The following is a 26,763-nucleotide window of genomic DNA, read 5'->3' as shown; positions in this document are numbered from 1 at the left end:
AGGGATATTACTTAGGGTGTCGAAGTATTGTAGTAAGGCACAGAAAATTACAATACAAAGGAGCAAGAACATGACATCGAAACAAGGGATCCAACCAGAAGATCTTTATCACTTAAAATCAGTAGCAGATCCACAGCTTTCACCAGATGGGACAGAGGTAGTTTATGTAGAGACTCGTATGGACGAGAAGAAAAATGACTATATATCGAATTTGTTTTACATAAACTTGAAGGACAAAACACCACAGCAATGGACATTTGGTGAAGATAGAACGAGTTCCCCTGTTTGGTCACCAGATGGCAGTCAAATTGCATTTTTGTCAACGAGAACAGGTAAGTCGCAAATTTATGTTCTTTCGAAAGCAGGTGGAGAGGCAAAACAGGTGACACATTGTAAAAATGGAGCGACCTCCCCTGTCTGGTCACCATGTGGCAAGAAAATTGCTTTTTCAGTCGTGCTAGGGAAAGATGAAACCATCCTAGATAAAGCGGAGGATGAGAAGAAAAAGGATAAAGAACTAAAGCCACTAGAAATCGAGAAAATGAAACACAAATCGGATGCTGGTGGATTTATTGATATGGAGCAGTTTACCCATATTGCCATTGTCAATGTGGCATCAGGAGAGCTAGAACAAGTGACAGAAGGCAAAGAGTACTGCCATCTAGGTACTTGGTCGCCAGATGGCAAATACCTTACGTACTTAGCAAATAAAGCGGAGGATTTAGATTTCTCATTTAATGTGGATATCTATTTATTGGAGTTAGAAACGAAACAGAGTCACAAGCTAACAGAAGGTTCGGGTGCTTATTACCAAACGGCTTGGTCTCCGAATAGTCGCTATCTTTCTTTTGTAGGTGGAGAACGTGAATTTGAAAATGCCACACAAGCAAAGCTTTGGATGTATGACATGGAGCAAAAACTACTAAACTGTGTAACAAGTGAATTTGATGCGCCTGTTGGTGATTATGTCATCGGTGATTTCCTGCAAGGTGTAGCGTCACCACGAGTGCAATGGATGAATGATAATCATAGCTTCTACTTCCAAGTCACAGATCACGGCAATGCGGCGATTTATTACGGAAATGTAGATGGCGAAATTTACCCAGCTATCCATGATGATCAATATGTCTATGGCTTCTCACTTGATGCGCAAAACGATCAGGCTATTGCGGCTATTAGCACAACGACCAATCCAGGCGATCTGTTTTATGTGAACCTAAAAACGGGTGACAAAGAACAGTTGACGTCCATTAATGAAGATTTTTTAAAAACCAAAACATTAGCTGTTCCAGAGAGTATCGAATTTGAAGGTGCTGAAGGCTGGAAGGTCAACGGCTGGATTATGAAGCCAGTTGGCTATGAAGCAGGGAAGAAGTATCCTCTCATTCTTGAAATCCATGGTGGTCCGCATGCAATGTATGGCAATACCTACTTTAATGAATTCCAAATCCTTGCTGCACAAGGCTTTGCAGTGCTTTATACGAATCCGCGTGGTAGTCATGGCTATGGCCAAAAATTTGTGGATGCAGTACGTGGCGATTATGGTGGGAATGATTATGCGGACTTAATGGCAGCGGTAGACTACGCTCTGGAGCACTATGATTTTATTGATCAAGATCGTCTAGGTGTAACTGGTGGAAGCTACGGTGGTTTTATGACCAACTGGATTGTGGGCCATACAAATCGCTTTAAAGCAGCTGTGACGCAGCGCTCCATTTCGAACTGGATTAGCTTTGCTGGTGTCAGTGATATCGGCTATTATTTTACAGACTGGCAAATTCAAGCAGGACTCGATGATATAGAGAAGCTATGGCATCATTCGCCACTGAAGTATGTAGACAAAGTGGAGACACCATTATTGATTTTACATGGTGAAAAAGACTATCGTTGTCCAATTGAGCAGGCAGAGCAATTGTTTATCGCCTTAAAATATCGTAAAAAACAAACAAAATTCGTGCGTTTTCCTGAGGCGAATCATGAACTTTCAAGAAGTGGAAAGCCTACATTACGAATTAATCGACTTGAATATATCCGTGATTGGTTTGTGAAATATCTATAATCGGGTGGCCTAAGAAGAGAACATCTTCTTAGGCTACTTTTAATAGAAGGGCTCTGTTTGATTGTTTATAACGTTTCAATCTTTTGGAACCTTTATTGTAGAGGTACCGAACCTCCTTAGGTAGAATCAACTTTTCCTTACATAAAAAGAATCACACCTTGGTGTGATTCTCGATTGGTTAGTCGATTTTCTGGATGAACACGACCTTCAGATAATTAAATTCAGGGTATTCACGTGGTACACGGAAATCCTTCGGTAAACCGTATTCCTCGACAATTTTATAGCGTGTACGAGTCTCTTTAAAGGCTTGGTCAATAAAGCCTTTGAACTTTTTCATGCCAAAGCTGGCATTATTTGTGGAAGCCACAATGATGCCGTTTTTAGCGGTAATGGCAATCGTGTCCTTTAGTAATTTAGGGTAGTCCTTTGCCGTTGAAAAGGTCATTTGCTTCGTACGTGCAAAGCTAGGTGGGTCTAATACGACAAGGTCAAACTGTAAAGCATGGCGTTGTGCATATTTAAAATAATGGAAGACATCCATGACTTTTATATCCTGTGCCTCATAATCAATATGATTGACACTAAATTGCTCAATCGTTTTGGCTAGACTACGCTTTGCCACATCTACACTCGTTGTCTTGATGGCTCCTCCTAGAGCGGCTGCCACAGAAAATGCTCCTGTATAGGAAAATGTATTCAGCATGTCTGTGTTGTTGGCATAACGCTCTCGAATAGCCAATCGTACCTCACGTTGATCGAGGAAAATCCCTGTCATGGCGCCATCGTTTAAATGCACCGCATAGGTCATACCATTTTCCTTCACCATGATAGGAAATTCTCCTGGCGTGCCCATTACAAAATCATCTTGCTCGATATATTGTCCTTTACTATCAAAGCGTTTTTTCTCATAAATCGCTTGGTAGTCTACTGTCTCAGCAAGCGCCTCATACACCACTTCTTTAAATGAGTAAATGCCCTCACTATACCAGCTTACCATGTAGTAGCTGTTAAAAAAATCAATCGTAAGACCGCCGATGCCATCTCCTTCACCATTAAACACACGAAAGGCTGTTGTGTTTTCATTGCTAAAAAATGCAGCACGATTGTCGATGGCTTTTTTGAATTTTTTTATAAAAAAAGCTTTATCAATTGTTTCATTCGCATCGGTCGTTAGCACCCAGCCAATCCCTTTGTTTTGGATGCCGTAGTAACCTGTTCCAATAAAACGGTTATGATGATCCATGAGTCTGAGGAGTGTTCCTTGCTCAGCAGGTAAACGTCGTGCATCAACCGCATCTTTTGAAATAAGTGGGAAGCCTTTTTTTAATTGATCAGAAAAGGGCTGTTGTACTTGTAGAGCTATTGTTTGTGTCATAGTGTCATCCTTTAAAAAACGTTTTGCTCTATTATCGCACTGTTTGCGCGGGATAGCCAAACTTATTTCAGGAATTGCGCAATTTTTGTCACGGTTGCAATCGTTGCTTCTTCAAAATAATTCATTTTACTGAAATAACTATGGATTAAACCTGGCATTGTAATATGTTCCACTACCACACCAGCAGCCTTTAACTTTTGTGCATAGCTTAGACCCTCATCAAAGAGAACATCTGCCTCTGCAGCTATAATGAATGTTTTCGGCATGTTACGGACTTCCTCTAGCTGAAGTGGGGACACAAGTGGATTTGTGAAGTTTGCTTCCTCTGTATAGTGATGAGAGAACCACTGCATGGCTTGTGTATCTAAGCCGTAATCTTCACCATATGCCAGATAAGATACTGTTGAAAAATCGACATTTGTGACAGGATAGATGAGTGTTTGAGCGTGTAACGATGGTCCCTCGAGTGCAGTAGCTAAGTATGCAACTACAGTAGCCAAATTTCCGCCAGCACTGTCCCCAGCAACTGATAATCGACTTGCATCGCCACCTAAGGATTCCATATGATCGTGCACCCATACTAAGCTATCATAGGCATCATGTAAGGGTGTTGGGAAAGGATATTCAGGTGCTAAGCGGTAATCCACTGATACCACAATCGCCTGTGCCTGGTCTGCTAATAACTGGCAGCCTGCATCGACAGATTCTAGATTGCCATAGACCCAGCCTCCACCATGATAATAAACAATAACAGGTAATGTTTTACCGAGAACGGGCGTATAAAGCCGAACTGTAATTTGTTCGCCATCTCGCACTGTAATTTTGTGATCCTCAATGGATGCTAGCTTCGGTTTGTGTGCAGATTGCCATTGTGTAACCGTCCGCATGGCTCTCGCTTCCTGAGGTGAAACTTTGTAATAAGGTGTACCAGTACGCTGAGCTTCTAGATATTGAACAGCTTCTTTTCTTAAAGTTATCATCTTCATCATTCCTTTATTGAGAGGTTTGTTATTCCTATTATAAACTATTCATATAATTTTACTAGGATTTAGGTGTAACAAATGTTTATTTATTTAAAAATAGGTGAAATAAGCGCATTATGTTTATAATAAAAGGGACGAAAGTATTTGGAGGGACAGTATGATTTCTTTAATTGTGGCACATGATGACAATCACGTCATCGGATATAACAATGGGATGCCTTGGCATTTACCTGGGGATCTGCAGTATTTTAAACAAAAAACAATGGGCAAGCCTATGATTATGGGACGTAAAACATTTGAATCCATCGGTCGACCACTTCCAGGGCGACGCAACATCGTTATTACACGTGACGAAAACTATCAGGCAGAAGGCATTGAAATTGTGACTAGCTTGGAAGGTGCTTTAGCGCTAGCTGGAGATGTACCTGAGGTGATGATTATTGGCGGCGAGCAAATTTTCCGTTTAGTGATGGAGATGGCTGATCGCTTGTATATCACAAAAATTAATCATGCCTTTCAGGGAGACACCTATTTCCCGAGCTATGAGCAAGATTTTGTTCAAGTCTCTTCAGAGGAGCCTGAAACAGCACCAGAAGGTTATACATTCCAATATCAAATTTTTGAACGTAAATAAACGAAAAAGCAATCGCTCCCTTCACAATGAGCGATTGCTTTTATTATAGATAAAAATAAACACACGCATACATGGAGGCACAGCCAGCTAGCACAAAGAGATGCCAGATTGCATGGTTAAAGGGCAGAGAGCGCCATGCATAAAAGATGGCTCCAATCGTATAGAATAGCCCACCTGCTAGCAGTAAAGCAAAGCCATGTAAACCTAAATACAGATAAACGGGCTTAATGGCAAATATAATTAACCAGCCCATGCCAATATAAAAAATTAATGAAAGTACTTCAAAGCGATTAATAAAGAAACATTTAAACAATACACCAAGCACAGCCAATGACCAAATAATACATAGTAGCGTCAATCCAAGGGCACCACCAACGGCAATTAATAAAAACGGCGTATAGGTGCCGGCAATTAAAATATAAATGGACGAATGGTCCAAAATAGCGAAAAAGTGTTTATATTTTTCTGGCATACTGTGTAGTAATGTAGACATTAAAAACAGAATGATGACAGACGCACCGAAAATGCTGAAGGTTGTAATATGTAGGGCATTTCCTGTTTGTACGGCTGCTAACAGTAGAACAACCAGTGCTGGAATACTAGCAATGAAACCAATACCGTGTGTTATGGCATTCCACAGCTCTTCCCTCCATGATTTATAGTCAAATGAATCAACCATTTGAAACACTCCTTTCGTTCGTACATTTACTATACCCCAATAATTTATAGATGAACATTTACATTTGTCATATAGTTCATATCAAAAATGTCATAAGCCTGTCATATTCTTTGAGGGGCATTGATAGACAAGAGGTAGGTGAAAACGCTATAGTATCCAAGGTAGCGTTTACATGCTAGCTAGGACAGAGCTTTGCCTAATGACAAATGTCATGTTTACATAATGATTCATTAGTCTATATAATAAATTTTAATGAAGTAAAAGGATGTGTCGAAGTGAGACGAATTCATATAGTAACGGACTCAACTTGTGATTTAACAAAAGAAGAAGTAGCACAACATGGCATACATATCGTGCCTTTAACGATTCAAATTGATGGTCAAACATATACAGATGGAGTGGACTTAGAGCCACCATCTTTTTTAGGCTTAATGAAAAATGCAAAAAATTTACCGAAAAGTTCACAACCAGCACCAGGTAAATTTAAGGAATTATATGATGAGCTCGGTAAAGATGGCGATCAAATTATCTCCATCCATATGACTGGTGGTATGAGTGGCACAGTAGAATCAGCTCGTCAAGCAGCTCAAATGACAGATGCCGATGTGACAGTCATTGACTCACGCTTTATCGCGATTGGTTTAGCTATCCAACTACGAGAGGCCATCCGCATGCGAGATGAAGGCGCCACTGTGGAGGACATCGTGACACGTTTAGAAAAGGTACGAGACAATACACATTTATACGTTATTGTAGACACGCTCGAAAACTTAATCAAAGGCGGTCGAATTGGTAAAGGCACAGGCTTTATCGGTTCCCTCCTAAACATCAAAGTCATTGCCAACCTTGAAGGTGGCGTATACAATCCTGTGTCAAAGGTACGTAGTCATAAACAAGTAGTCAATTTTTTATTTAAACAATTCCAAGCAGATACAGCTGGAAAAACAGTTAAGGCAGTCGGCATTTCCCATGCAGATGGCCTAGTAACGATGGGCAACCCATTAAAAGCGCTGATCGAAGAAACTGGCTTTAACGATGTTGAAATTGCCTTTACATCTCCAATCATCTCGACACATACAGGTCCAGGAGCAATTGGTTTTATTTATTTTGCAGAATAACAGGAAGGAGCTACTACATAAGTAAATGTAGTGGCTTTTTTATTATGCGTGGAACTCCTAGCAGGATGAGCGGATTATTCAAAGATGAGCAGCTTTTGTTTAGCTGTGATCAGTTTTCCACTAACTATGAGCGTGAGCGGCTTCAATTAAATAGTAATCGTGTTGAACAGTAGCTTCAATCAAACAGTGATCACGTTGCCACCAAAAATAAATCAGACATCCTACTAATTATCATCCCTTCTGCATAAAGGCACACTGTATAAACACACATTTTTCCATACATACACCTGAGGAAATTTGGCAAGCACACAAAATTATGGAGAACTAAGGGGAAGTCACTTTTCATGGCGGCATGAACTATTCTATAATAGAAGTAATAGAAAGGGATGGAAGGTGGTCAAATGGACATTTGGCGATTTATGTTGTCATGTTTGACCGTCTTTGTACTAAGTGGTTGTGCAATATCAATCGATGAACCGAATCCGCAAGCAGAACCTGAAGGTGAGCAAGCAGGAACGGAGCAAGATATACCGCAGGATGAGCAACAAACAGAAGATGAGGAAAAAACATCTAAGAATATGTTGACGCAAATTTTTGAACATTTTTTTGAGCCATCAGCAGAGGATTTATCGCAAATTGATGAAGAACAAGCAAAGCAACTACATTACTTGGCACTGGGAGATTCGTTGACAGATGGTGTCGGTGATGAGTATAGTCAAGACGGTTATGTTGGAAGATTAGCAGATTCATTGCTCGCATGGCCTTCGATTTCGGATGTAGAGGTTGATAATCGGGGCAAACGTGGCAGACGCAGCGATCAGCTACTAAAATTAGTGAAAAAAGGGCATTATGATGAGGAGCTGCAAGAAGCACAGCTAATTTCCTTAACAATGGGTGGCAATGATGTCATGAAGGTCGTCAGGCAGGATTTATTTAACCTGAAACGTGATGCTTTTGATAAGGAATTACTGGCATACAAGGAACGTTACAGCAAAATCGTAGAAGGCATTCGTGCTAAAAATCCGACAGTGTCCTTATTACTCATTGGTTTTTACAATCCATTTTCGATTGTAACCAATGAGGCGAATGAATTTGATACGATTATCACAGAATGGAATAATGTGATAGAGGAAGTAGCCAGCAAGGATTCCAATGCTTGTTACGTATCAGTAGAAGATTTGTTTGATTCAAATGAAGAGCTCGTCTATCATACAGACTTTTTCCACCCGAATGCAAAGGGGTATGAAAAAATGACAGAGCGTATACTAGCAGCAATGGAGCAGTGTGGTATGGAAAAAAAGATTAACAAGGCAATAGGCTTCGAGGAGTGACAAAATGAATAAATGGAAAGTCGCGTTTTTCGCCTTAGCGGGCACAGTGCTTTTTGCAATCCTCCTCGTCGTTTTTTTAGCAACTAGACCAGTGGATGGCGTCCATGTTGCGAAGAGTTCAGCAGGTGAAAGTGAAAGCAAAGGAAATGTACTCGTGGTGCAAACCACAACAAAGGAATTAGAATCGATCTCAAAAAAATACCTAAAGGATGCAGCGAAAGGCTCACCTTTACCACTTGATTTCACAATTGGGGATGATATTCAACTACGTAGCACACTGACAGTATTCTATACGGAAATCCCCATTTCCATGAATTTTGATCCTATTGTGGATGACAAGGGGAATATTATTTTAAAACAGACAGGCATGAATGTAGGGTTATTAAACATTCCACCAGAAACGACAATGAAAATCATGCGCGATTCGGTGGAATTTCCCTCATGGATTACCGTGAATCCGAATAAAGCAGAAATATATATTGATTTATCGCGCATTAACATTGCCTCTGGTTCACGTGTACGTGCTAAAGAGTTGGACTTACCAAAGGATAAAATCTTATTGGAAATTATTGTTCCTGGTGAATAAGGAGTGAAGTGAATGGCAAAGCAATATGCAACATTTGCGGGAGGCTGTTTTTGGTGTATGGTCAAGCCCTTTGACGAAACACCTGGGATTGATTCCGTAATCTCAGGCTATACAGGTGGACATGTTGTAAATCCTACCTATGAACAGGTTTGCTCGGAAACAACAGGGCATGTGGAAGCTGTACAAATCACATTTGATGATGAGTTATATAGCTACGAGCAGCTACTTGCGATTTATTGGACTTTAATTGACCCAACAGATGCAGGTGGTCAATTTTACGACCGTGGAGAATCCTACACAACGGCCATTTTTTATCATAACGAAGAACAGCGTGAGCTAGCTGAACGTTCAAAGTCGGATTTACAAGCGTCTGGTAAGTTTGATAAACCAATTATGGTAAAAATTTTACCAGTCACTACGTTTTATCCGGCTGAGGATTATCATCAACAGTATTATAAGAAAAATCCAATGCACTATGAGCGCTATTCGATTGGATCAGGTCGTCGAGCGTTTCAGGAGCAACACTGGGGGAACAAACATGAATAAGGAACAACGTTTAAAAGAACTAACAGAGATGCAATACTATGTCACACAGGAAAATGGCACAGAGCCACCATTCCGTAATGAGTTTGATGACCATTTTGCAGAAGGCATCTACGTAGACATTGTGTCTGGCAAGCCTTTATTCAGCTCACTCGATAAATACAACTCAGGCTGTGGCTGGCCAGCCTTCACAAAGCCGATTGAAAAAGAACAGGTAACCGAGCATTTCGATACATCTCACGGTATGCGTCGTGTGGAGGTACGCAGCAAAGAAGCGGATTCGCATCTAGGACATGTCTTCCCAGACGGCCCAAGTGAGCAAGGTGGCTTACGCTACTGCATAAACTCAGCAGCGCTTCGATTTATCGCAAAAGAAGATTTAGAAAAAGAAGGCTATGGCGAATACCGAGCACTATTTAATATAGTAAAAACCTAGCAAGGTAGCTCCTTGCTAGGTTTTTTTATGGTCATGAGAAACAGCAGATTAGAAGGATAGAAATCTGAAAGTGGAGGATAGAACAGAAAAAGTGGCGGATAAGCCTGAAAAAGTAGCGGATAGATTGCTGAAAGTGAGGGATAGCCCAGCAAATTAGGGGGATAGCCCTCAAATAATTGGATAGAAATCTAAAAGTGGAGGATAAAACTTAAAAAGTAGCGGATAGCATGCTCAAAGTGAAGGATAGCCCCAAATTAGTAGATAGCCCCGCAAAGTCAAGGGAGAACCAATAAAAAATTGGTTCCCCCTCTCTCTTTCAGTTCGCTTAAACTTTAAACTCGCTTACGAGGTTACGTAGGCTATCTGCTTGTTGGGCAAGCTCAGTGGCTGCGGCGTTGATTTCCTGCATGGAGGCGGAGCCTTGTGTGGCTGCTGCCGCAGATGTCACGGTATTGGCCGCGGATTGTTCTGCGTAGGCATTGACATGAATGAAGTCACTTGCCACCGCATTGCTATTTTCAAGCGTTGTTGCAATTTTATCTACCATGGCCGCGATGATTGACGTTGTTTCTTCGGTATGCGATAAAATGTTGGCTAAGGATTGATTTGTTTCGTTTGTTACTTCAACGCCTCGGATGACCGTTGTCACACCCTCGTGATTTTGAGCAATGATGGATGTGACCTCATCTTGGATAGATGTGACAATCGATGTCACCTCTTTCGCTGCACTTTGGGATTGCTCTGCCAGTTTGCGAACCTCATCGGCTACGACAGCAAAGCCTCGTCCATGCTCACCAGCCCTTGCCGCTTCAATCGCCGCATTTAAAGCGAGGAGATTCGTTTGCTCAGAAATGGCCGTGATCGTACCAATAATAGAGGTAATATCCGCAGATTTACGACCTAACGCCTCCACAGTAGATGTTGTAGAAGCCATTGTTTCTTCAATGGATTGCATGACGAGTGATGATTGCTCCACAGAGCGGCTACCTTCATCGGCTGCTTGCTGCATGGCGATAGAGGCACGATGGACAGCACTCGCTTGCTCATTTAATTGATGCATTGAATGCTCTAAGTCGCTCATTTTTTGCTGCGCACTATTCATACTGGAAATCGTATTGTCACTATCACTCGCAATATCTGCTGTCGCATCAGCAATATCCTGAATTGTACGCGCATTTTCATCTGCTAAGGACATTAGCTCCTGACTGCTGCTTGATACATGATCCGCCAACTCACTTACGCGTCGAATTAAGTTAGAAATCGACTCAATTAACGTATTTGTCGAGGCTGCAATAATCGAAAATTCATCACGATTACGCACATTTACACGTCTTGTCAAATCGCCTCCTGCTTGTGCAATATCAAGGATAGAGTCATTAATCGCTTGTGTATTACGTTTTAATGATTTAAATAGCATAAAGCCAAAAATTACAATCGCTAAAAAGCCAACGATTGAAACGAGAAAGAATGTAGTGATAGAAATATTTACCTGCTGGTTAAGCTTGTCTAATTTTGTTTTATTGGAATCGTCCATGACAGTATTAATGGTCTCAATGTTTTGATCGATATGTGTTTTCATTGTTTCCCCAGTAGCACCCATCATCAGTTTACGAGCCTGCTCAAGACCGAGCTCATCACGCATTGTCATGACTTTATCTGAATAATCAAGGTAATTTTTATAATATTGCTCGATTGCCTGCATATGACCGAGTTCCACTTGGCGATCTTGAAATTGATCTTTCAAAGCGGCTAGCTTTTTATTAATGGTATCTATTTTTAAATGATAAGAAGTAGAATAAATGCCGTTACCCGTAATTAAATACGATTGCTCTAAATTGGTCAGTCTAGCAATTTCATAGGCAAGTTGATTCACCGTTAGTTGCTCCTGCACATTTTTCTTTGTGAAATCTTCCATTTGGTGCTGCAAGTTTTGTATATTGACATAGGACAATATACCCATAATACCGTTAATTACAATAAGAAGTGCAAACATAATAAGCACTTTACCCCGAATTAAATGGTAAAAACGTTGTCGTTTTTCTTTAATAGGAGGGGGATTTTTCCCAGTTTCCCCTTGTGTAGAAGCTTTCCTCTTCTTAAAAAAGCTAAAAGTAAAGAGAGACGGGCGTTTTTTCGCTGTACCATGGGTTTTTTTAGTCTTTTTCATCGCCATCACCTTCCTATTTTTTAAATAATCGATTTCAATTTTATCTTATTTTGCTAGATTTTTCTATCTTTATTTCTAAAAATTAAAATTTTTCAGATAAAATAACTATGACAAAAGTCAGGATCGACCACGAAAATAGTTCTAAAATCATAAGTGGGTAAAATATAGTAGTAGTGGAATTTATGACGAATGCTATTTTTTTTGATACACTAGCGAAAAGCCAATGCATAAAAAGGGGAATTTGTTCGATGAAGAAAAGTTTTTATTTATATGTCCTAACCTATCGAGGTGGCGATTGGTCTGACCCTAAAGTACGCTTTGCAGAGGAAGTGTTTCATGAGCATAATTTTCCAAAGCAGAGCACAGACTTTAATGAGTTGTCCGACTATATAGAAACCTATGCAACGGAAAACCTAACAATCCAGACCTTTGATACTTTGTGGACACTTTATGAGGAACAAGCATAATTGTACGAAAACTATAAATAATTTTGTAGTTGCTAGACGTCTAGCATTGCGTAAATGACAGAAACACAGTATTATTTATAGTGATAACTGACAGAAAAGAGGGATTGCAGTATGAGTATTCATATTAATGCAAAAAAAGGTGAAATCGCTGACACAATTTTACTTCCAGGAGATCCATTACGTGCAAAATACATTGCGGAAACATTTTTAGAAGATGTAATTTGCTACAACGAAGTACGTAATATGTTCGGATACACTGGTACGTATAAAGGGAAACGTATTTCTGTACAAGGAACTGGTATGGGCGTGCCATCTATTTCAATCTACGCAACAGAATTAATGCAAGAATATGATGTTCAAAAATTAATCCGTGTAGGTACTTGTGGTGCAATTCAAAAAGATGTAAAAGTACGTGACGTGATTTTAGCACAAGGAGCAACATCTGATACACGTATGAACCAAATCATCTGGGGCGGTGCTATCGATTTCGCACCAATCGCTGACTTTGATCTTTTATTAAAAGCATACAATGCAGGTAAAGATGCAGGTCTTAACTTACAAGTAGGGAATATCTTCACAGCAGATTTATTCTACTCAGATGAGCACCAAAACGAAAAATTAGCTCAATACGGCGTACTAGCGGTAGAAATGGAATCAGCAGCTCTTTACACATTAGCGGCAAAATTCGGCCGTAAAGCACTTGCTGTTCTAACAGTAAGTGACCATATCATCACTGGTGAAGTAACGACAGCTGAAGAACGTCAAACAACATTCAATGACATGATCGTGGTCGCTTTAGACGCAGCGATTCAAGACTAAGCTAACTGTAGCCATAATTAACTTTATAAAGAATGCAGGCAACCGACAAAAAACAGCCCATTTTCTAAGATGGGGTGGAAGTAGTCGGTTGCTTTTTTTAGGGGTAATTATAGACAGATTGTTCCAGTTTTGATACCAGTAGGCCCGTTAAATCCTGGGATTGTGGCAATTACCATGTTTGTTGCTATGTCGATGACAGACACCGTATTGTCTACTTGATTTGTTACATAGGCAAAAGTACCATCTGGCAAGATGGTTACTTGGTCTGGAGATGCACCTACAGGAATAGTTGCAATCACCGTATTGGTGGCTGTATTGATGACAGATACGGTATTATTGCCTTTATTCACAATGTAAACAAGCGTTCCATCAGGGGTAATCGCTGTTCCTACAGGTCCTGTACCAACAGGAATGGTAGCCACTACTGTATTGGTAGTGGTATTAATAACCGATACCGAATTGCTATTTTCATTTGTCACATAAGCAAATTGCCCGCTTGGAGTCAAAACAATGGATCTAGGACGAATTCCCACAGGGATTGTAGCAATCACCGTATTGGTTGCAGTATTGATAACAGATACTGAATTGGAATTCTCGTTGGCAACATAAGCAAACGCACTGTTTGGCGTAAAGGCAATACCTTGAGGTTGTAGCCCTACTGGAATAGTGGCTGTTACGGTATTGGTGGCTGTATTAATGACCGATATAGTGTTCGATCCGTGATTGGATACATAAGCAAGTGCTCCATTTGGTGAAATGGCGACACCAAGGGGGTCAATGCCTACAGGAATGGTAGCGATTGGCAAGTTTGTGGCAGTACTAAAAACCGTTACATTATCCGAGAAGAGCGCTGGAACATAGCCGAAAGCGCCATTAGGTGTAATCGCTACTTCTAGCGGAGCAGATCCTACTGGAATGGTAGTGACGATTGTGTTTGTTGCGGTATCGATCACAGAAACTCTATTATCAGGTGTTGCGAGCTGCCCAGCATCTGTCACATAGACGAGATAATGACAACTTGGTGGTATGGGTAAAAATGGCGGCTTACATTTACAACGACAACAAGGACAACAACAGCGACAATGACAATTTGGATTTGACGTAAACTTGAATTTTTGAAAATATTTATGTTCTTTCCCCACACAGGACATCCTTTCAGTCATATATGGCTACTTTATGCGTAAAGAGCTAGGCTTGTTGTACGTTTACCTAGCCATTCTCTTTTACCATCTCTACTTGTTATTGGAATAGTTCTAAACTTCTGAGTACGGTTCTTCTAAAAAATGCAGTATGATGAAACTAAAAAGCATAGGAGACATGAAGATGTTTAGCTTGATTAAAAATGATATAGGATTCATTGAAATTGAATATGATCTTCGTTATAAGGGATCTTCGAAAACATTTTCCTGATTTGACGATAAAAATCAATTTTATTACATTAGCTTTTCAATAGCTTCTTCGTTATCTTTTCATTCGTACACTAACTCTTTCAACACTTTCCCACCAATTGTAATTTCTAAGCTTCGCCCCATAATGTTCATAAAAATAACGTGTTTTATTCTATAGCTAAGACTTCGACAAATTTAGTTTGGTAGTTCTTTTGGATTTCCTTCAGCAATTGTTTTCCTATCCCTTTTTGTGATAGTTTTCTAAAAGATAGAGCGTTTCTACATAATTGGAATGGGGAAGGGTTTGAGTCTCTTTTACTTGCAGATGTGAAGCCAATAATGTCGCCTAATTCATTTTCAGCTACTAGTACATACTTCATTTTTGTCGGCAATTTGTTGTGTCCATTGTTCGTAGGATAATTTATTTTAATATTTTGCTGGCACAATATGCTTATAGCTTGTTCACCAATTATCAACAGGTACTTTTCTAATACCTTTCGCATCTTTATAGTTGCCTTTCTAATGATCAAATTTATCACCTCCTATTAAATCTTTATAAACAGAATGATAACATCTTCTACAGTTTATTTACTTAATAAGGTAAAATATGAAATATATAGGTTTACAGAGGGGGTATATTTTTGGAAAGTAAGTATATGTGTACGATTAAAATTAATTTAGAGGGTGGAGATATTCAATTTGATGTGTCAAATGAAGAACAACTTTTTAGTTTAAGATCTGGTATAGCCTTTATAGCCATCCCGCAATTTTTCTCCACGCTCACCAGTTTTTATCTAGGTAATACAAATGAGGTAAAAATAGATTGTCACGGAAACTATGATTACTATATTTTTTCCAGCGATGGTGAATACATATTAATTGAACATAAAAGTCATTATCCTATCGAAAGAATATTTAATTATCAATTTTCTCTTAAGGGGTATATGGAGGCTATAGATCAAGGCTTCAAGAAATATTTGGAGCAGTTAGAGAATGAAGGCATCTTCCCATTGGAAAATCATGTATTTGCTGATCCTTTAGGAGAAGATGTTTTAAATGCTTTCTATAACTTTTCTTCATTATTAAAAGCTTGAATAGCAATGAAAAAAATAAACGTATGACCGCTTCAAAATAGAAGCTCTCTTTTACAGATAAATTGCAGCAGCCGATTCTTAACCAGACAAGGAGGATGGTGAGCTTTGAAAAAAATAGGTATACTCATAGCAGCTCTTTTCGTAGTAAGTGGGGTCTTTATTGATAGCAATAAATTATTATACCCTCCTTTGCCAATCGATTCCCTTACACCAAAGGAAGCCATACAAAAATTAAATGCATCCCCCTTTGATTTAGTGGCGCTCTCCAATGATAAGAAGGCAACTTGGTACCTCGCAGCCATTTCTGCTAGGGGCATACAGAAGGTGGACGAGGACATTCAGCAAATGATGGCTAATGAAGGATGGGCATTTCTTGAAAAAGAGGGGAGTGGATTATTTTTCGAAAAAAATGGGGAACGTTCTATTGTGACAACGGAAATGTGGACGAAGCAGTATGTGCTTGTTCAAATTCAGAAATGAAGTGCTCTATGGAAGTCTGGGATCTCTATGATAAAAATCGCCAAAAAACAAATAAGCGTCATGTACGTGGGACAGCATTAGCAGCTGAAGATTACCATATCGTTGTGCACGTATGGATTCACAATAACAGGGGAGAATTCCTTTTAATAAAAAGACATCCCAATAAACATTATCCTCATTTATGGGAATGTCCAGGAGGCTCTATAGTAACGGGTGAAAGCAGTTTGGACGGGGCTATTCGTGAGGTGGAAGAGGAAATAGGGATATCATTATTGAGGACCAATGGACAATTAGTAAAGAGTGAACGACGTGATTGTTTCAATGATTTTTATGACGTTTGGTTATTTGAGCAAAGCTTTGAAATTAGTGACACCAAACTTCAGGAGAAGGAAGTGACAGTAGTTCAATGGGTCACAAAGCTAGAGCTTGAAAAGATGCTTCACGCCAATAACGTAGTACCGACACTTCGCTACTTTACGTCCATTTTTAACGATAAGACTACGCCATGTTAGTGTTATGTGTCAGCATAATTCTGATTCTGTAGGTTAACCTATACCTAAATAGGTTAGAGGAGCGGTAAAATGAACAAGCGTATTCTTATTGGACTAGCTTTATTTACGTATGTTTCCCCTTTTAATTTGGTTTCTGCAAAGGACAGTGATGCGCCACAACCTCTTGAAGAATTTCTTCCTGAAATCGGCTATAAAACAGTTGAAATAGCCGTAAAAGAGTTCGAATACCACTATAATAAAGAGCTGAAGCTACCCCTACGAGTACCGCCAATCAGCTTTACGCATCACTTTGGAAGGTTTAGTGATTTAGACGGAGAAATGAATGATCAGCTGGAGGTGGTAATGATCAGTGATCAATTGCCACAAAATCATTTCAAAATCAAGGTTCGACCAGTTCAGCATAAAATGTCATTTGAAAAATATAAAACAGATGTATTTAAGTTGAAAAATGGCAGTGAGGCAGCCTATATTGAAAATCCACGAATTGGTTTTCATTTACTTGTATTTGAAAGAGACAATTGGCAATATGTCTTTAGTATTGATCGAGATGTGGCAGATCAAGTAACGGCTGAAGTCTTGATTGATATTGCTAATTCAATTGATTATCCAAAGCAAAAGTATTAGCCCCTCTAATTTTTATTCTTACCTTTCAGCTCTTCTCGTAATTTCTTTAGTTCCTCCGTTTGCTCCAAAATAGTATTGTTAACTCGTCTAATCGAATCATATATAGCAAAAATCCCCGCAAAAATAAGAATGATAACTAATAATTCCATCTTGCACCTACTTTCTATTTATACAATGATTGTAACAGGAATTTCTAAATGTTCGAAGAATTAGTTAGGTGGAGGTGCTTGTCATGCAGAGATATGTTTATCATATGGTTCCAAGGGAAATGGTGGGTCTTGAGCTCATGCCTTTAAATAGGTTAGGGGCAATGTATCCACATTTATATGAACGATATTCGAAAAAATATTTTGATCATCCAGAGAGGCCGAAATTATTCATGAAAGAAATTCCTCACTTAAATTGCTTGTGGAATGATGTTGTTCATTTCCTACCAATCCATCCTAGTCATCTATATAAGGCTTTAACAGAGCTTGGTATTGCAACGAGAGAAAGCCTAATGTTTTATCAAATTCCAATCCAAAAACTAGCGGCAAATCGTAATGCGATGTACCTGTATTCCAAGGAACACTATAAAGGGCCAGCAGGGGCAATTGCTGCAGAGGATATAAAACTACTGTCGTTACCTGATTATAGAGAACTAGAACAGCTACCATCAGCAACAGTAGACTATTTCCAAACGGAGAAAGAAAAAGGGAAGAACTTTGGGCTTTTTGCGTATATTCCCCATCTCTTGAGCTTAGGCAATGTCAACGTAGACGAGGCGAAAATTATTTCATGGAATTAACATAATCCTAGTATCAATACTAATTGAAGTGGGAAAAAAATAGGGTTTGCCGAATAGCAGGCTACCCTTTTTTGTCGCAAATTGAATAGCGGTGGAAAAACGATACACCCCTCTTCTGGAAAACTTATTAAACCTTCATAATTAATCATAAAAGGATTCTTTCAATGGCGCAAACACGCCTTCTGTCTCCAGCTCATTAGCTATTGTTCCTAGTAAACTTTTGAAAAACGAGTTGAAGCAAATAGACAATCAATCGAAATATAAGTAGATAGAAAAAGGCCTCAATAAAGCTTGTTGCTAGTATTATTACATAACGACCGAAATCTTCTAACTCATGAAAAGTATAAGTTTGTATGTGCCAATCAAAAAACAATGCTTTGTAACTCGTCCCCACAAAGATAGGGATGAAAAGTAACCAATAAAAGCGAGGTAAACTAAATTTATAGCCTTTAGCCAGCAAGGTACTCCCTCCCCATTTTTTTAGCCATCATAACATAAAAGAAAATATTTTAGTATATTATGGAAGTATTAAATGATAATTCGAATACGTTATTTACAATTATAGTAATTTAAAGGTATTATTAGTAAGTTGAGACGATGTCCAGAAAGGTAGAAGTCCATGAAAATGATCCATTCAAGCAAGATACATCCCGAAGTGAAAACATTATTATCCTATGCCACATCCGAAAAGAAAGTGGAGAAGGAATACTCATTGTACATTGCATGTCCAGAAAGAGTATTGTATGGCTATACCTTTGCACAAGACACTATCGGTTGTATTGGGATTGTTAAAAGAGAGGCAAATCAATGTGAAATTAAACATATAGCCGTATCGCCTGCTTATCGTGGAAAAGGCATTGGACGTGAGATGATTCGGTATGTAGAAGAACATCATGCTTTTTCTTCCATTTATGCAGAAACTGATCAAGAAGCCGTACTGTTTTATAAAAATATTGGCTTTCATATTACAAGTTTAGGAGAAAAATACCCTGGAGTGGAGCGTTTTGGCTGTCTATTAACCTGCACTATCTAATGGTCAATTCGTTGTACTGTCGATAAACGTCCACTTATATGCTTTTTACGCCCTGTTATTTGTCTGTGTTAAAAGATCGGAGATTTGAATGGTACGCTAACATAGAAAGGAGCTATAAAAATGAAACAAAAATTGTGGTGGATTGTATGTGGCTTGGCATTGTTCATAGCAGGCTATTCGGTTGTTCAATATTTACTATTCGATGCACGGCAGGCGGGATTTGTTCAATTAAAGCTTATGCTTAGTGCAACATTGCATTCATTTTGGTATATCATGCTCTATATACATATTGTATTCGGTATATTAGCCCTAGTCATAGGTCCTTTTACGTTGTCATCAAAGTTACGAGAGAAAAATGTGAAACGCCATAGACTACTAGGCAATATCTATATGGTTAGTATTTTGTTTGGTGGCTTGGCAGGACTTTATTTAGCGCTGAACGCAACAGGGGGATGGGTAGCACAGCTAGGCTTTGCTTTATTAGCCATAGGGTGGCTTTTCACCATGTTTCAAGCGCTGGTCCATATTAAAAAAAGAAATATCCAAGGCCATCAGAAATGGATGCTAAGAAATTATGCTTTAACCTTCGCAGCTGTCACATTGCGAATTTGGCTCCCTTTGTTTACGGTAGTATTTGGCTTTGATAATTTTGAGTATAGTTATGCCTCTATCGCTTGGCTATGTTGGGTGCCAAATTTAATCGTGATGGAATGGTATATCCAGCAGAAACTCCCTAAATTTGCAGCTTACTGAGAAATGGCAAAGACAAATGGATAATGTTGAAACATATTATTGAGCATTGGGTTCTACATGGCCTAATGTTCTTTTAATTTTAAGATACATAGTTAATTCATTCTAATATTCTAGGTACATTAATTATCTCAATAAGTAGACTTTTGAATATGATAAAAAGGGACAGGAGGTGAAGTCGCATTGAGGTTTAGTTACAATCGTAATTTTGATAATTTTAAATGTGATGCAAAATGTAATTATCCAATGAAATATAAATGTAATGAATTTGGGTGTAATGGCTACCCATATGTTTATGGTATTGAGGATCCAATCGGTGTAACAGGAGCAACAGGAGCTACTGGTGCTACAGGAGCACAAGGTCCCCCAGGAGCACCAGGACCTCAAGGAGTAGCAGGAGTAACGGGTCCACAGGGAGAAATGGGTCCCCTAGGAGTAACAGGAATAACGGGAGCACCAGGTCCGCAGGGAGAAATAGGCCCTCAAGGAGTAGCAGGAGTAACGGGAGCACCAGGTCCACAGGGAGAAATAGGACCTCAAGGAGTAGCAGGAGTACCGGGGGCAACGGGTCCGCAGGGAGAAATAGGCCCTCAAGGAGTAGCAGGAGTGACGGGGGCAACAGGTCCACAGGGAGAAATGGGTCCCAAAGGAGTAACAGGAATAACGGGAGCACCAGGTTCGCAGGGAGAAATAGGACCTCAGGGAGTAGCAGGAGTAACGGGGGCAACCGGTCCGCAGGGAGAAATGGGTCCCCAAGGAGTAGCAGGAGTAACTGGAGCAACGGGTCCACAGGGAGAAATGGGTCTCCAAGGAGTAGCAGGAGTGACGGGGGCAACAGGTCCACAGGGAGAAATGGGTCTCCAAGGAGTAGCAGGAGTAACGGGAGCAACTGGTTCACAGGGAATAATAGGGGCCACTGGACTTCGAGGACTTGCGGGAATAACAGGAGCAACAGGAGAACGGGGACTAGCAGGAATGACAGGGGCAACAGGAGCCCAAGGCGTAACAGGAAGTACAGGAGCAACTGGTTCACAGGGAATAACAGGGGCGACAGGAGTCCAAGGCGTAACAGGGAGCACAGGAGCAACTGGTTCACAGGGAATAACAGGGGCAACAGGAGTCCAAGGCGTAACAGGAAGCACAGGAGCAACAGGTTCACAGGGAATAACAGGGGCAACAGGAGCCCAAGGCGTAACAGGAAGTACAGGAGCAACAGGTTCACAGGGAATAACAGGGGCGACAGGAGTCCAAGGCGTAACAGGAAGTACAGGAGCAACAGGTTCACAGGGGATAACAGGGGCAACAGGAGCCCAAGGCGTAACAGGAAGTACAGGAGCAACAGGTTCACAGGGAATAACAGGGGCGACAGGAGTCCAAGGCGTAACAGGAAGCACAGGAGCGACTGGCGCAAGAGGGACTACAGGTGTTACTGGAACAACAGGTCCAAGTGGTTCAGGTTTGATGGAAGTTTTCCTCTCTACAGATCAATCAGTTGGTAATAATGATTTTCTGGGTACTGGTAATTCGTCAGCTTCATTCGTGAGAAGTTCAATTGTTATTCCTGAAAATGCTACAATTAGAAGCTTAACATTGAATATTCGCGACCATGCTCTCATCGCAGGTCAAACCGCTTCAGCACAAATATTTATCAGCACAAATTGCGGATTTACTAGCGTTGCTACAGGTATCATTGCGAGCGTATCAGGTCCAAATTCATCTACAACACCCAATTGTTGTGCAAAAGTGATTGCAAATTACCCAGTTAATAGTTGTACACTTCTTTCTGTACAAGTAAGTACAACGGGAGGAGCATTTTCAAACGGTGTTTCAGCAACGATACTTTTTAATACAGTTTAAATACGCGTTTTAACTTTTGAGTTTTGGAGGGGAAGTTAATAAGGAAAAATATGCAATTTATTATTCTGGTTGATTGTTGCTAATAGGACATCCTTTACATCAATGTTATAAGTTGATAGTTGGTCTTTTAACCAACTCTCGGTTAGCGTTGTTTTATTCAACTCATGGTAATCAATTTTTCCCTCTTTAATAAGAACCGTGGGAAGAAAAAAAGGATGAGACTGTACACTTATATCTGCTCGTGTTGGTGTTTGGTAGGGTGTATGCAAAAAACTAGAGATCGATCCGTCTGGTTCCCATAAAGCGAGTGCTACATTTTGAACTTCTTCAATTTTTTCTTTTCTTAACTCTGATAAAAGTAAATCAACAGATATTCTAGCCTTTTGTAAGTTGGCGCTAATAATTTGCCCATTTTTAATCAGGGGAATCGGCGGGGAGTCTATCAAATGACGAAAGGCAACCCATTTTAGGCTCAAAAAAACACCGATGAGGTAGAGCGCAACTAAAACGGCCATGGTAATCATGGAACCCTTCATTCCTAAACCTTCATCAGATAAGGGATGTGCGATAATATTCCCAAGTGTGATAGCCATTGCAAAATCCAGCATTCTTAACTGAGAAATAGAGCGCTGTCCCATAATTTTTGTTGCGAAAAGTAGGAAGAAAAAAGCGACAATGGCTCGGAGAATCCATTGAATAGCAGTAAGTGATTCTTGACTATGAAAAAATTCCACAGCGACACATCCTCTTTTTTCTTATTGTTTCCTTCCGTTACATGATTATGCGAATCCTCAGGATTGAAACTAAATAGACTTGTAAAAATATGTTCAAAACGATATTGTTAAAATAAAAAAGCTATTATTTAGTAATTTTAAGAAAATCAGGAGAATATCTATGCAAACAAAATTACAAAATATTCTTATCGACATACAAGAGAAGGTTAATTTTTCAGGAACGGTGCTAGTGGAAAATCAGGAGAAGGTTGCCTTATTCAGCCAAAGTTTTGGCTATGCGAATCGCTCAGAACAAATCGACAATCATGCAAAAACTCGTTTTGGCATTGCCTCTGGCTGTAAAATTTTTACTGCAGTCGCTATTTGTCAGCTTATTGAAAAAGGGAAGCTAGCATTTGATACGAAATTATGCGATTGTCTGCCTCAACTATTTAAGCACTTCGATGAGCAAGTAACCATCGCTCATCTGCTAACACATACGTCAGGAATACCCGATTATTTTGATGAGGAAGAAATGGAGAATTTTGAAGCGTTATGGGTTGAAAATCCGATGTACCAGCTTCGAACATTGCGAGATTTCTTACCATTATTTCAGAATCGTCCAATGAAGTATAAAGTTGGTGAGCGATTTCACTATAATAATGCAGGATATATTGTATTAGGGTTAATTGTAGAGCATGCAACTGGTATGGATTTTTCCGCTTACATTCAACAACATCTTTTCGATCGGGTGAATATGAAGGAATCAGGCTATTTTTCGTTAGATTCTTTGCCAGCTAATACAGCATTAGGGTACATAGATAACCCAGATGGAACTTGGAAAACAAATATCTATTCTTTACCTGTAAAAGGGGGTTCTGATGGGGGAGCATTCGTAACAGGGAAGGATATGGCAAAGTTCTGGAGTGCACTTATGAATTTCGAACTTTTAAATGAAGAGTTAACGAATCAACTGTTAATGCCTCATGTCGAACTGAATGAAAATGATTGTTATGGCTATGGTGTATGGATTAAGAAGAATAGTGAACAAGCAATACTGAAATACCATGTGATGGGGTATGATCCTGGCGTGTGCTTCCATTCAGCCTATTATCCTGCTTCTTCCATCAAAGTTGTCGTATGTTCCAATAAATCTAAGGGCGCTCTTGATATGATGAAAGGAATAGAGGCTATCCTATAAAAGAATAAGGCTTGTCTGTGAAAAAGATTACAGGCAAGCCTATTGCTAGTTATTAAGTAATACCACCATGTATATTACAATAATACTCTATCTCAATAATATGAGGTGAGGATACACCATTATATGAATAGTAACCACCGATTGCAATATTGTAAGCACTGCCATGATCTTTAATGGAAGGGTCATACCCCGTTTGCGTCCAGTAGCCTTTACCCTGTTCAATTTTAGAAGACAAGGAATGCATAACCGAAAATAACTGTCTTCCACCAGGAATGTCCATGCTTAGTTGGGTGTCAAATGAACCATCAACACGAATGATTGTTCGATGTGCCCCCATATGTAATTCAACGAATTTTGGTACTTTAACTGGAGAAAAAACTTCCTTATTATCGGCCACGACATAAGAAGTGTCTATTCTGCCTTTTAACATGTCTTCAAAATCTTTTAATTCAAGCCAATAATTTGCTGAAAATGTTGTAATGGGATCTAGCTTAAAGCCTGTACCATATTCTTCATTTAGTTTATTGACAATAGCCGAATATTCTTTATAGTAGTATTCTTTCTGTGGTAGCGTTAAAACTAATGGAACAGGTGCCATGACAGATTCCATTGCTATTATTTGTTTATCTACTGATGTAGATAGTGGTGAGGCTGCTTTGTCATCCTTTTCACAGCCTGTTAGGAAGATGGCTCCTACTACAATGCTTGTCACCAAATATCTTTTCAACACCTTCACCTCCCAAAAATGAATAAAATCTATTATACCATACATAAATATGTATAATTTTGTTTTTTTTTGGTAAAATGATAATTTCCTAGTATATTGTAGAGAGAACAACGATTAAGCAAGTGTAAGGGGCGGTATAGTGGCAATTTTAAAAGATGATTCGAGTCATCCGAGTTGTGAGGTAGAGCTAGATATTTTAATGGTGAACGAGGAAAGTGTAAAGTTTCGTATTGAATTTCGCTTTGGGCCAGCTTTCCCAGCGATAAATACTGAGATTTATTGTTTAAAAAGAGATTTCCTTCAATTATTAGAAGACATAACACAATTGGAGCCTGCTTATTTAAGTATGCTGGAGCCGCATGATCCTGGCCTATGCATCTATCATATCCCTCATTATGGTGAATATTTTTTTCCTGGATACGGTATCTTTCAAATTCCTGAAGAGGAGAGGGAGGAAGCAGAGCAACGTTATAAATTAGTGTTTGTACTAGATGCTTATGAGAAGAATCATCATGGTGCAAGAGAATGTGGGCCTGCATTATGTATTATTGTGACGATGGAACAAATCCGAGTCTTCATTACCACTTTGCGAGAACAAGTAAAGAAATTCAAAAGTAAAAGGTGATACAACGGTCATTCATTCTCTTCTACAACGATGCTATAGGATAGGTTGAGACGATCACATACCCAATTTTTAAATAGATGATCAATTTGTTTTTTTATTTCATCGCTAGGTAATTGCTCATTAATCCCTAATTGTTCAAACGAAAATGTTTCCTGAATTTGATCGGTATATTTCGTATTAAAGGTAAACGTAATGAGTTTAGACACGTTGATTTTCCTCCGTTTTCTAGCGTGTACATTTATGAGCCAATTATTAGAAATTGAATGTCGTTGATATTTGTAAATAAATTATTTATCTTTGGGTAAAAAGAATAGAAAATGCTGCCGTCATATTTAGTATATCTTGGCTTGCAGGGCGCTTGAATTTTTTCTGTCTAGCTCAAATAGCATTGTTTTCTTTAGGTGTAAGATCTCGTTCAGAAATATTTTTTCCTCCTCTCCAATTCATTGTTTGTCAAAAGGTAATGTAACAAGTATGAAATTTATAAAGTATTTTTGTTAAAATTTAGTATAAACTTTTGTGCATGTAGGTGCAATAGTTACCATTAAGGAGCAGTATACTTCTGTTTTCTTCTCTTCTTTTGCTTATAGGTAAGATAAGAAGTTTTTAAGGAGGCATAACTTCCAATTGCTGCATAGCCATAAAACCAGCCCATGAATAATCCTGCAAGAAGATTATGTCGGTGGCTGATGAAAATAGAAATGAATAAGCCGACAACTAGTGCAATGGTTGGAACCCAAAAAGGCTTTATATGACACATTTTCTTAATGAGTTGGGTAATCATCATAACTACAGGGACTGCAACGACGGCATCCCCAAAATTTGTATGTATGAGTGGAAAGTGTTCCATTCTGTTCACCTCTCATTGACTATTTTGAACTTATTGTGGACATATAGGGAAATTTTATACAGTAGTGTAGTGTGCAACATTGGGGATTTGTAGAGAGAGTGTATAGATAGCTCTGGTAGACTTACACTGTCGGGATGCACAAGCAAACTAACACGCACAAAAAGGGCAGGGCAACTAGCCTTGTCCTTTTAACAAAGTGGCATCAAATGGAAATAGAGATTGCAATAGCTAGTTGACAAATGTAAAATTTGATTAATAAATCTACAATAAAAGAGGTATATGATGTTTCCAATTTTACATACTGAACGATTAGTGTTAAGGGAATTGACGAGTTCTGATGGACAAGCTCTTCTTGCGTGCTTTTCGAATCCTGAAGTTTTGCGCCATTATGGTCAACAACCTTTAACGAGCTTAGTTCAAGTGCAGCAAATCATTCAAAATTTCGCCAACAATTTTGCCGAAAAACGTGGCATTAAATGGGGCATTGCATTAAAGGATCAAGAAGGAATTATTGGTACAATTGGCTTTCAAGAGTGGTCAATAGAGCATCGAAGAGCGGAAATCAGCTACGCCCTTTTTCCTGAAAATTGGGGAAAAGGCTATGCTCAGGAAGCTGTAAAACGAGCTATTTCCTATGGTTTTGAAGAAATGGATTTAGTACGTATTGGAGCCATTGTATTTAAAGAAAATGAAGCTTCCAATCTACTATTGCAAAAAATAGGCTTCGAACAAGAAGGCTTATTAAAAAAATATATACATCAACATAATGTGTCCCATGATACTTATATATACGCACTTTTAAAATAATAGGGAGACCAGATTCCTATAAGTGATATGCTCCCTATTAGGTAGACAGATTAAAAAATAAAATCTGTTTATCTAAGGGGAGTATTTTTTATGGGGCGAAGCAAACATCCACTCGAGT

The 26,763-nt window shown here is 39.2% G+C and carries 31 protein-coding genes; 20 read left to right on the top strand and 11 right to left on the bottom strand.

Annotated features, from left to right (window positions below):
* The first annotated feature begins 70 nt into the window (after nt 1-70).
* Nucleotides 71-2,059, top strand: coding sequence for a S9 family peptidase (locus NY607_RS00155; RefSeq protein WP_259418885.1), 1,989 nt, complete (start codon nt 71-73; stop codon nt 2,057-2,059).
* Between the two features lie 178 nt (nt 2,060-2,237).
* Here the strand turns inward: NY607_RS00155 and NY607_RS00150 are convergent, their stop codons facing one another.
* Nucleotides 2,238-3,434 (bottom strand): class I SAM-dependent rRNA methyltransferase, encoded by a 1,197-nt coding sequence (locus NY607_RS00150; RefSeq protein ID WP_131520303.1) that lies wholly within the window; start codon nt 3,432-3,434, stop codon nt 2,238-2,240.
* Between the two features lie 62 nt (nt 3,435-3,496).
* Nucleotides 3,497-4,414, bottom strand: coding sequence for an alpha/beta hydrolase (locus tag NY607_RS00145; protein ID WP_131520302.1), 918 nt, complete (start codon nt 4,412-4,414; stop codon nt 3,497-3,499).
* Nucleotides 4,415-4,574: 160 nt separating this feature from the next.
* Here NY607_RS00145 and NY607_RS00140 point away from each other — a divergent pair, with 160 nt between their 5' ends.
* On the top strand, nt 4,575-5,051 hold the full coding sequence (locus NY607_RS00140; protein ID WP_054549236.1) for a dihydrofolate reductase: 477 nt from the start codon (nt 4,575-4,577) through the stop codon (nt 5,049-5,051).
* 43 nt (nt 5,052-5,094) lie between these two features.
* Here NY607_RS00140 and trhA read toward each other — a convergent pair whose 3' ends face one another.
* The gene (gene trhA / locus NY607_RS00135; protein ID WP_131520300.1) at nt 5,095-5,730 is read right to left on the bottom strand and encodes a PAQR family membrane homeostasis protein TrhA; all 636 of its coding nucleotides are present in this window, start codon (nt 5,728-5,730) and stop codon (nt 5,095-5,097) included.
* 275 nt (nt 5,731-6,005) lie between these two features.
* Here trhA and NY607_RS00130 point away from each other — a divergent pair, with 275 nt between their 5' ends.
* The 5 genes from NY607_RS00130 to msrB all read left to right on the top strand — a co-directional run bounded on the left by NY607_RS00130 (nt 6,006) and on the right by msrB (nt 9,744).
* Nucleotides 6,006-6,848: a DegV family protein gene (locus NY607_RS00130; protein ID WP_131520299.1), complete on the top strand. Its 843-nt coding sequence runs from the start codon at nt 6,006-6,008 to the stop codon at nt 6,846-6,848.
* A gap of 401 nt (nt 6,849-7,249) precedes the next feature.
* Nucleotides 7,250-8,179: a GDSL-type esterase/lipase family protein gene (locus tag NY607_RS00125; RefSeq protein ID WP_259418884.1), complete on the top strand. Its 930-nt coding sequence runs from the start codon at nt 7,250-7,252 to the stop codon at nt 8,177-8,179.
* 4 nt (nt 8,180-8,183) lie between these two features.
* A complete protein-coding gene (locus NY607_RS00120; protein ID WP_048395694.1) occupies nt 8,184-8,765 on the top strand; it encodes a YpmS family protein in 582 nt (193 codons plus the stop codon).
* Between the two features lie 12 nt (nt 8,766-8,777).
* Complete coding sequence (gene msrA, locus NY607_RS00115; protein WP_237900697.1) at nt 8,778-9,311, top strand: peptide-methionine (S)-S-oxide reductase MsrA; 534 nt, start codon at nt 8,778-8,780, stop codon at nt 9,309-9,311.
* Nucleotides 9,304-9,744 carry a peptide-methionine (R)-S-oxide reductase MsrB gene (msrB, locus tag NY607_RS00110; RefSeq protein ID WP_259418881.1) on the top strand — a complete coding sequence of 147 codons (441 nt, stop codon included), beginning with the start codon at nt 9,304-9,306 and terminating at the stop codon, nt 9,742-9,744. The genes msrA and msrB overlap by 8 nt, the downstream gene beginning before the upstream one ends.
* Before the next feature lie 325 nt (nt 9,745-10,069).
* Here msrB and NY607_RS00105 read toward each other — a convergent pair whose 3' ends face one another.
* Nucleotides 10,070-11,911: a methyl-accepting chemotaxis protein gene (locus tag NY607_RS00105; protein WP_103118074.1), complete on the bottom strand. Its 1,842-nt coding sequence runs from the start codon at nt 11,909-11,911 to the stop codon at nt 10,070-10,072.
* Between the two features lie 248 nt (nt 11,912-12,159).
* Here NY607_RS00105 and NY607_RS00100 point away from each other — a divergent pair, with 248 nt between their 5' ends.
* Both NY607_RS00100 and deoD read left to right on the top strand, forming a co-directional pair.
* Nucleotides 12,160-12,378 (top strand): YozE family protein, encoded by a 219-nt coding sequence (locus NY607_RS00100; protein WP_048395688.1) that lies wholly within the window; start codon nt 12,160-12,162, stop codon nt 12,376-12,378.
* A gap of 111 nt (nt 12,379-12,489) precedes the next feature.
* Entirely contained in the window at nt 12,490-13,197 is a 708-nt protein-coding gene (gene deoD / locus NY607_RS00095; protein WP_048395686.1) for a purine-nucleoside phosphorylase, read from the top strand.
* A 107-nt stretch (nt 13,198-13,304) separates the two neighbouring features.
* Here deoD and NY607_RS00090 read toward each other — a convergent pair whose 3' ends face one another.
* Both NY607_RS00090 and NY607_RS00085 read right to left on the bottom strand, forming a co-directional pair.
* Nucleotides 13,305-14,348, bottom strand: a complete 1,044-nt coding sequence (locus tag NY607_RS00090) for a beta-propeller fold lactonase family protein (RefSeq protein WP_310794742.1) — start codon at nt 14,346-14,348, stop codon at nt 13,305-13,307.
* 404 nt (nt 14,349-14,752) lie between these two features.
* Nucleotides 14,753-15,115, bottom strand: coding sequence for a GNAT family N-acetyltransferase (locus NY607_RS00085; RefSeq protein WP_259418880.1), 363 nt, complete (start codon nt 15,113-15,115; stop codon nt 14,753-14,755).
* 111 nt (nt 15,116-15,226) lie between these two features.
* Here NY607_RS00085 and NY607_RS00080 point away from each other — a divergent pair, with 111 nt between their 5' ends.
* The 4 genes from NY607_RS00080 (at nt 15,227) to NY607_RS00065 (ending at nt 17,295) form a co-directional block, all read left to right on the top strand.
* A complete protein-coding gene (locus NY607_RS00080) occupies nt 15,227-15,679 on the top strand; it encodes a hypothetical protein (protein ID WP_259418879.1) in 453 nt (150 codons plus the stop codon).
* 105 nt (nt 15,680-15,784) lie between these two features.
* A complete protein-coding gene (locus tag NY607_RS00075) occupies nt 15,785-16,159 on the top strand; it encodes a hypothetical protein (protein WP_131520296.1) in 375 nt (124 codons plus the stop codon).
* An 8-nt stretch (nt 16,160-16,167) separates the two neighbouring features.
* Nucleotides 16,168-16,671: an NUDIX hydrolase gene (locus NY607_RS00070; RefSeq protein ID WP_259418878.1), complete on the top strand. Its 504-nt coding sequence runs from the start codon at nt 16,168-16,170 to the stop codon at nt 16,669-16,671.
* Between the two features lie 69 nt (nt 16,672-16,740).
* A complete protein-coding gene (locus NY607_RS00065) occupies nt 16,741-17,295 on the top strand; it encodes a hypothetical protein (RefSeq protein WP_131520294.1) in 555 nt (184 codons plus the stop codon).
* A 5-nt stretch (nt 17,296-17,300) separates the two neighbouring features.
* Here NY607_RS00065 and NY607_RS00060 read toward each other — a convergent pair whose 3' ends face one another.
* Nucleotides 17,301-17,444 carry a hypothetical protein gene (locus tag NY607_RS00060; protein ID WP_237900703.1) on the bottom strand — a complete coding sequence of 48 codons (144 nt, stop codon included), beginning with the start codon at nt 17,442-17,444 and terminating at the stop codon, nt 17,301-17,303.
* Nucleotides 17,445-17,527: 83 nt separating this feature from the next.
* On the opposite strand from NY607_RS00060, the gene NY607_RS00055 reads away from it, so the two are divergent.
* The 4 genes from NY607_RS00055 to NY607_RS00040 all read left to right on the top strand — a co-directional run bounded on the left by NY607_RS00055 (nt 17,528) and on the right by NY607_RS00040 (nt 21,722).
* On the top strand, nt 17,528-18,082 hold the full coding sequence (locus NY607_RS00055; protein WP_259418877.1) for a group-specific protein: 555 nt from the start codon (nt 17,528-17,530) through the stop codon (nt 18,080-18,082).
* Nucleotides 18,083-18,701: 619 nt separating this feature from the next.
* A complete protein-coding gene (locus NY607_RS00050) occupies nt 18,702-19,115 on the top strand; it encodes a GNAT family N-acetyltransferase (protein ID WP_259418876.1) in 414 nt (137 codons plus the stop codon).
* A gap of 120 nt (nt 19,116-19,235) precedes the next feature.
* Nucleotides 19,236-19,868, top strand: coding sequence for a DUF2306 domain-containing protein (locus NY607_RS00045; RefSeq protein ID WP_048395672.1), 633 nt, complete (start codon nt 19,236-19,238; stop codon nt 19,866-19,868).
* Between the two features lie 180 nt (nt 19,869-20,048).
* On the top strand, nt 20,049-21,722 hold the full coding sequence (locus tag NY607_RS00040; protein WP_310794739.1) for a collagen-like domain-containing protein: 1,674 nt from the start codon (nt 20,049-20,051) through the stop codon (nt 21,720-21,722).
* Between the two features lie 35 nt (nt 21,723-21,757).
* Here NY607_RS00040 and NY607_RS00035 read toward each other — a convergent pair whose 3' ends face one another.
* Complete coding sequence (locus tag NY607_RS00035) at nt 21,758-22,456, bottom strand: DUF421 domain-containing protein (RefSeq protein WP_259418875.1); 699 nt, start codon at nt 22,454-22,456, stop codon at nt 21,758-21,760.
* 160 nt (nt 22,457-22,616) lie between these two features.
* Here NY607_RS00035 and NY607_RS00030 point away from each other — a divergent pair, with 160 nt between their 5' ends.
* Complete coding sequence (locus NY607_RS00030; protein WP_259418874.1) at nt 22,617-23,636, top strand: serine hydrolase domain-containing protein; 1,020 nt, start codon at nt 22,617-22,619, stop codon at nt 23,634-23,636.
* Between the two features lie 52 nt (nt 23,637-23,688).
* Here the strand turns inward: NY607_RS00030 and NY607_RS00025 are convergent, their stop codons facing one another.
* Nucleotides 23,689-24,366 (bottom strand): hypothetical protein, encoded by a 678-nt coding sequence (locus NY607_RS00025; RefSeq protein ID WP_231595642.1) that lies wholly within the window; start codon nt 24,364-24,366, stop codon nt 23,689-23,691.
* Nucleotides 24,367-24,502: 136 nt separating this feature from the next.
* Between NY607_RS00025 and NY607_RS00020 the strand changes: the two genes are divergently transcribed.
* Complete coding sequence (locus NY607_RS00020) at nt 24,503-24,988, top strand: hypothetical protein (protein WP_054548636.1); 486 nt, start codon at nt 24,503-24,505, stop codon at nt 24,986-24,988.
* A gap of 8 nt (nt 24,989-24,996) precedes the next feature.
* On the opposite strand, the gene NY607_RS00015 is transcribed toward NY607_RS00020, so the two are convergent.
* Together NY607_RS00015 and NY607_RS00010 are read right to left on the bottom strand one after the other, a co-directional pair.
* Complete coding sequence (locus tag NY607_RS00015; protein WP_009371305.1) at nt 24,997-25,194, bottom strand: hypothetical protein; 198 nt, start codon at nt 25,192-25,194, stop codon at nt 24,997-24,999.
* 338 nt (nt 25,195-25,532) lie between these two features.
* Nucleotides 25,533-25,838 (bottom strand): hypothetical protein, encoded by a 306-nt coding sequence (locus tag NY607_RS00010; RefSeq protein ID WP_115673551.1) that lies wholly within the window; start codon nt 25,836-25,838, stop codon nt 25,533-25,535.
* A 282-nt stretch (nt 25,839-26,120) separates the two neighbouring features.
* Here NY607_RS00010 and NY607_RS00005 point away from each other — a divergent pair, with 282 nt between their 5' ends.
* A complete protein-coding gene (locus NY607_RS00005) occupies nt 26,121-26,645 on the top strand; it encodes a GNAT family N-acetyltransferase (protein WP_131520284.1) in 525 nt (174 codons plus the stop codon).
* Nucleotides 26,646-26,763: the final 118 nt, after the last annotated feature.

The organism is Lysinibacillus sp. A4 (genome assembly GCF_024919535.1).
Taxonomy (GTDB): Bacteria; Bacillota; Bacilli; order Bacillales_A; family Planococcaceae; genus Lysinibacillus; species Lysinibacillus capsici.
The sequence above is the reverse complement of the archived record's forward strand: the minus strand, read 5'-3'. Positions and strand labels throughout refer to the sequence as shown.

Excerpts from the sequence above, each read along its gene's own strand:
- NY607_RS00155 (WP_259418885.1), top strand. The coding sequence starts at position 71 with ATGACATCGAAACAAGGGATCCAACCAGAAGATCTTTATCACTTAAAA.
- NY607_RS00150 (WP_131520303.1), bottom strand. The coding sequence starts at position 3,434 with ATGACACAAACAATAGCTCTACAAGTACAACAGCCCTTTTCTGATCAA.
- NY607_RS00145 (WP_131520302.1), bottom strand. The coding sequence starts at position 4,414 with ATGATAACTTTAAGAAAAGAAGCTGTTCAATATCTAGAAGCTCAGCGT.
- NY607_RS00140 (WP_054549236.1), top strand. The coding sequence starts at position 4,575 with ATGATTTCTTTAATTGTGGCACATGATGACAATCACGTCATCGGATAT.
- trhA (WP_131520300.1), bottom strand. The coding sequence starts at position 5,730 with ATGGTTGATTCATTTGACTATAAATCATGGAGGGAAGAGCTGTGGAAT.
- NY607_RS00125 (WP_259418884.1), top strand. The coding sequence starts at position 7,250 with ATGGACATTTGGCGATTTATGTTGTCATGTTTGACCGTCTTTGTACTA.
- NY607_RS00120 (WP_048395694.1), top strand. The coding sequence starts at position 8,184 with ATGAATAAATGGAAAGTCGCGTTTTTCGCCTTAGCGGGCACAGTGCTT.
- msrA (WP_237900697.1), top strand. The coding sequence starts at position 8,778 with ATGGCAAAGCAATATGCAACATTTGCGGGAGGCTGTTTTTGGTGTATG.
- msrB (WP_259418881.1), top strand. The coding sequence starts at position 9,304 with ATGAATAAGGAACAACGTTTAAAAGAACTAACAGAGATGCAATACTAT.
- NY607_RS00105 (WP_103118074.1), bottom strand. The coding sequence starts at position 11,911 with ATGAAAAAGACTAAAAAAACCCATGGTACAGCGAAAAAACGCCCGTCT.
- NY607_RS00100 (WP_048395688.1), top strand. The coding sequence starts at position 12,160 with ATGAAGAAAAGTTTTTATTTATATGTCCTAACCTATCGAGGTGGCGAT.
- deoD (WP_048395686.1), top strand. The coding sequence starts at position 12,490 with ATGAGTATTCATATTAATGCAAAAAAAGGTGAAATCGCTGACACAATT.
- NY607_RS00090 (WP_310794742.1), bottom strand. The coding sequence starts at position 14,348 with ATGTCCTGTGTGGGGAAAGAACATAAATATTTTCAAAAATTCAAGTTT.
- NY607_RS00070 (WP_259418878.1), top strand. The coding sequence starts at position 16,168 with ATGGAAGTCTGGGATCTCTATGATAAAAATCGCCAAAAAACAAATAAG.
- NY607_RS00065 (WP_131520294.1), top strand. The coding sequence starts at position 16,741 with ATGAACAAGCGTATTCTTATTGGACTAGCTTTATTTACGTATGTTTCC.
- NY607_RS00060 (WP_237900703.1), bottom strand. The coding sequence starts at position 17,444 with ATGGAATTATTAGTTATCATTCTTATTTTTGCGGGGATTTTTGCTATA.
- NY607_RS00055 (WP_259418877.1), top strand. The coding sequence starts at position 17,528 with ATGCAGAGATATGTTTATCATATGGTTCCAAGGGAAATGGTGGGTCTT.
- NY607_RS00050 (WP_259418876.1), top strand. The coding sequence starts at position 18,702 with ATGAAAATGATCCATTCAAGCAAGATACATCCCGAAGTGAAAACATTA.
- NY607_RS00045 (WP_048395672.1), top strand. The coding sequence starts at position 19,236 with ATGAAACAAAAATTGTGGTGGATTGTATGTGGCTTGGCATTGTTCATA.
- NY607_RS00030 (WP_259418874.1), top strand. The coding sequence starts at position 22,617 with ATGCAAACAAAATTACAAAATATTCTTATCGACATACAAGAGAAGGTT.
- NY607_RS00010 (WP_115673551.1), bottom strand. The coding sequence starts at position 25,838 with ATGGAACACTTTCCACTCATACATACAAATTTTGGGGATGCCGTCGTT.
- NY607_RS00005 (WP_131520284.1), top strand. The coding sequence starts at position 26,121 with ATGTTTCCAATTTTACATACTGAACGATTAGTGTTAAGGGAATTGACG.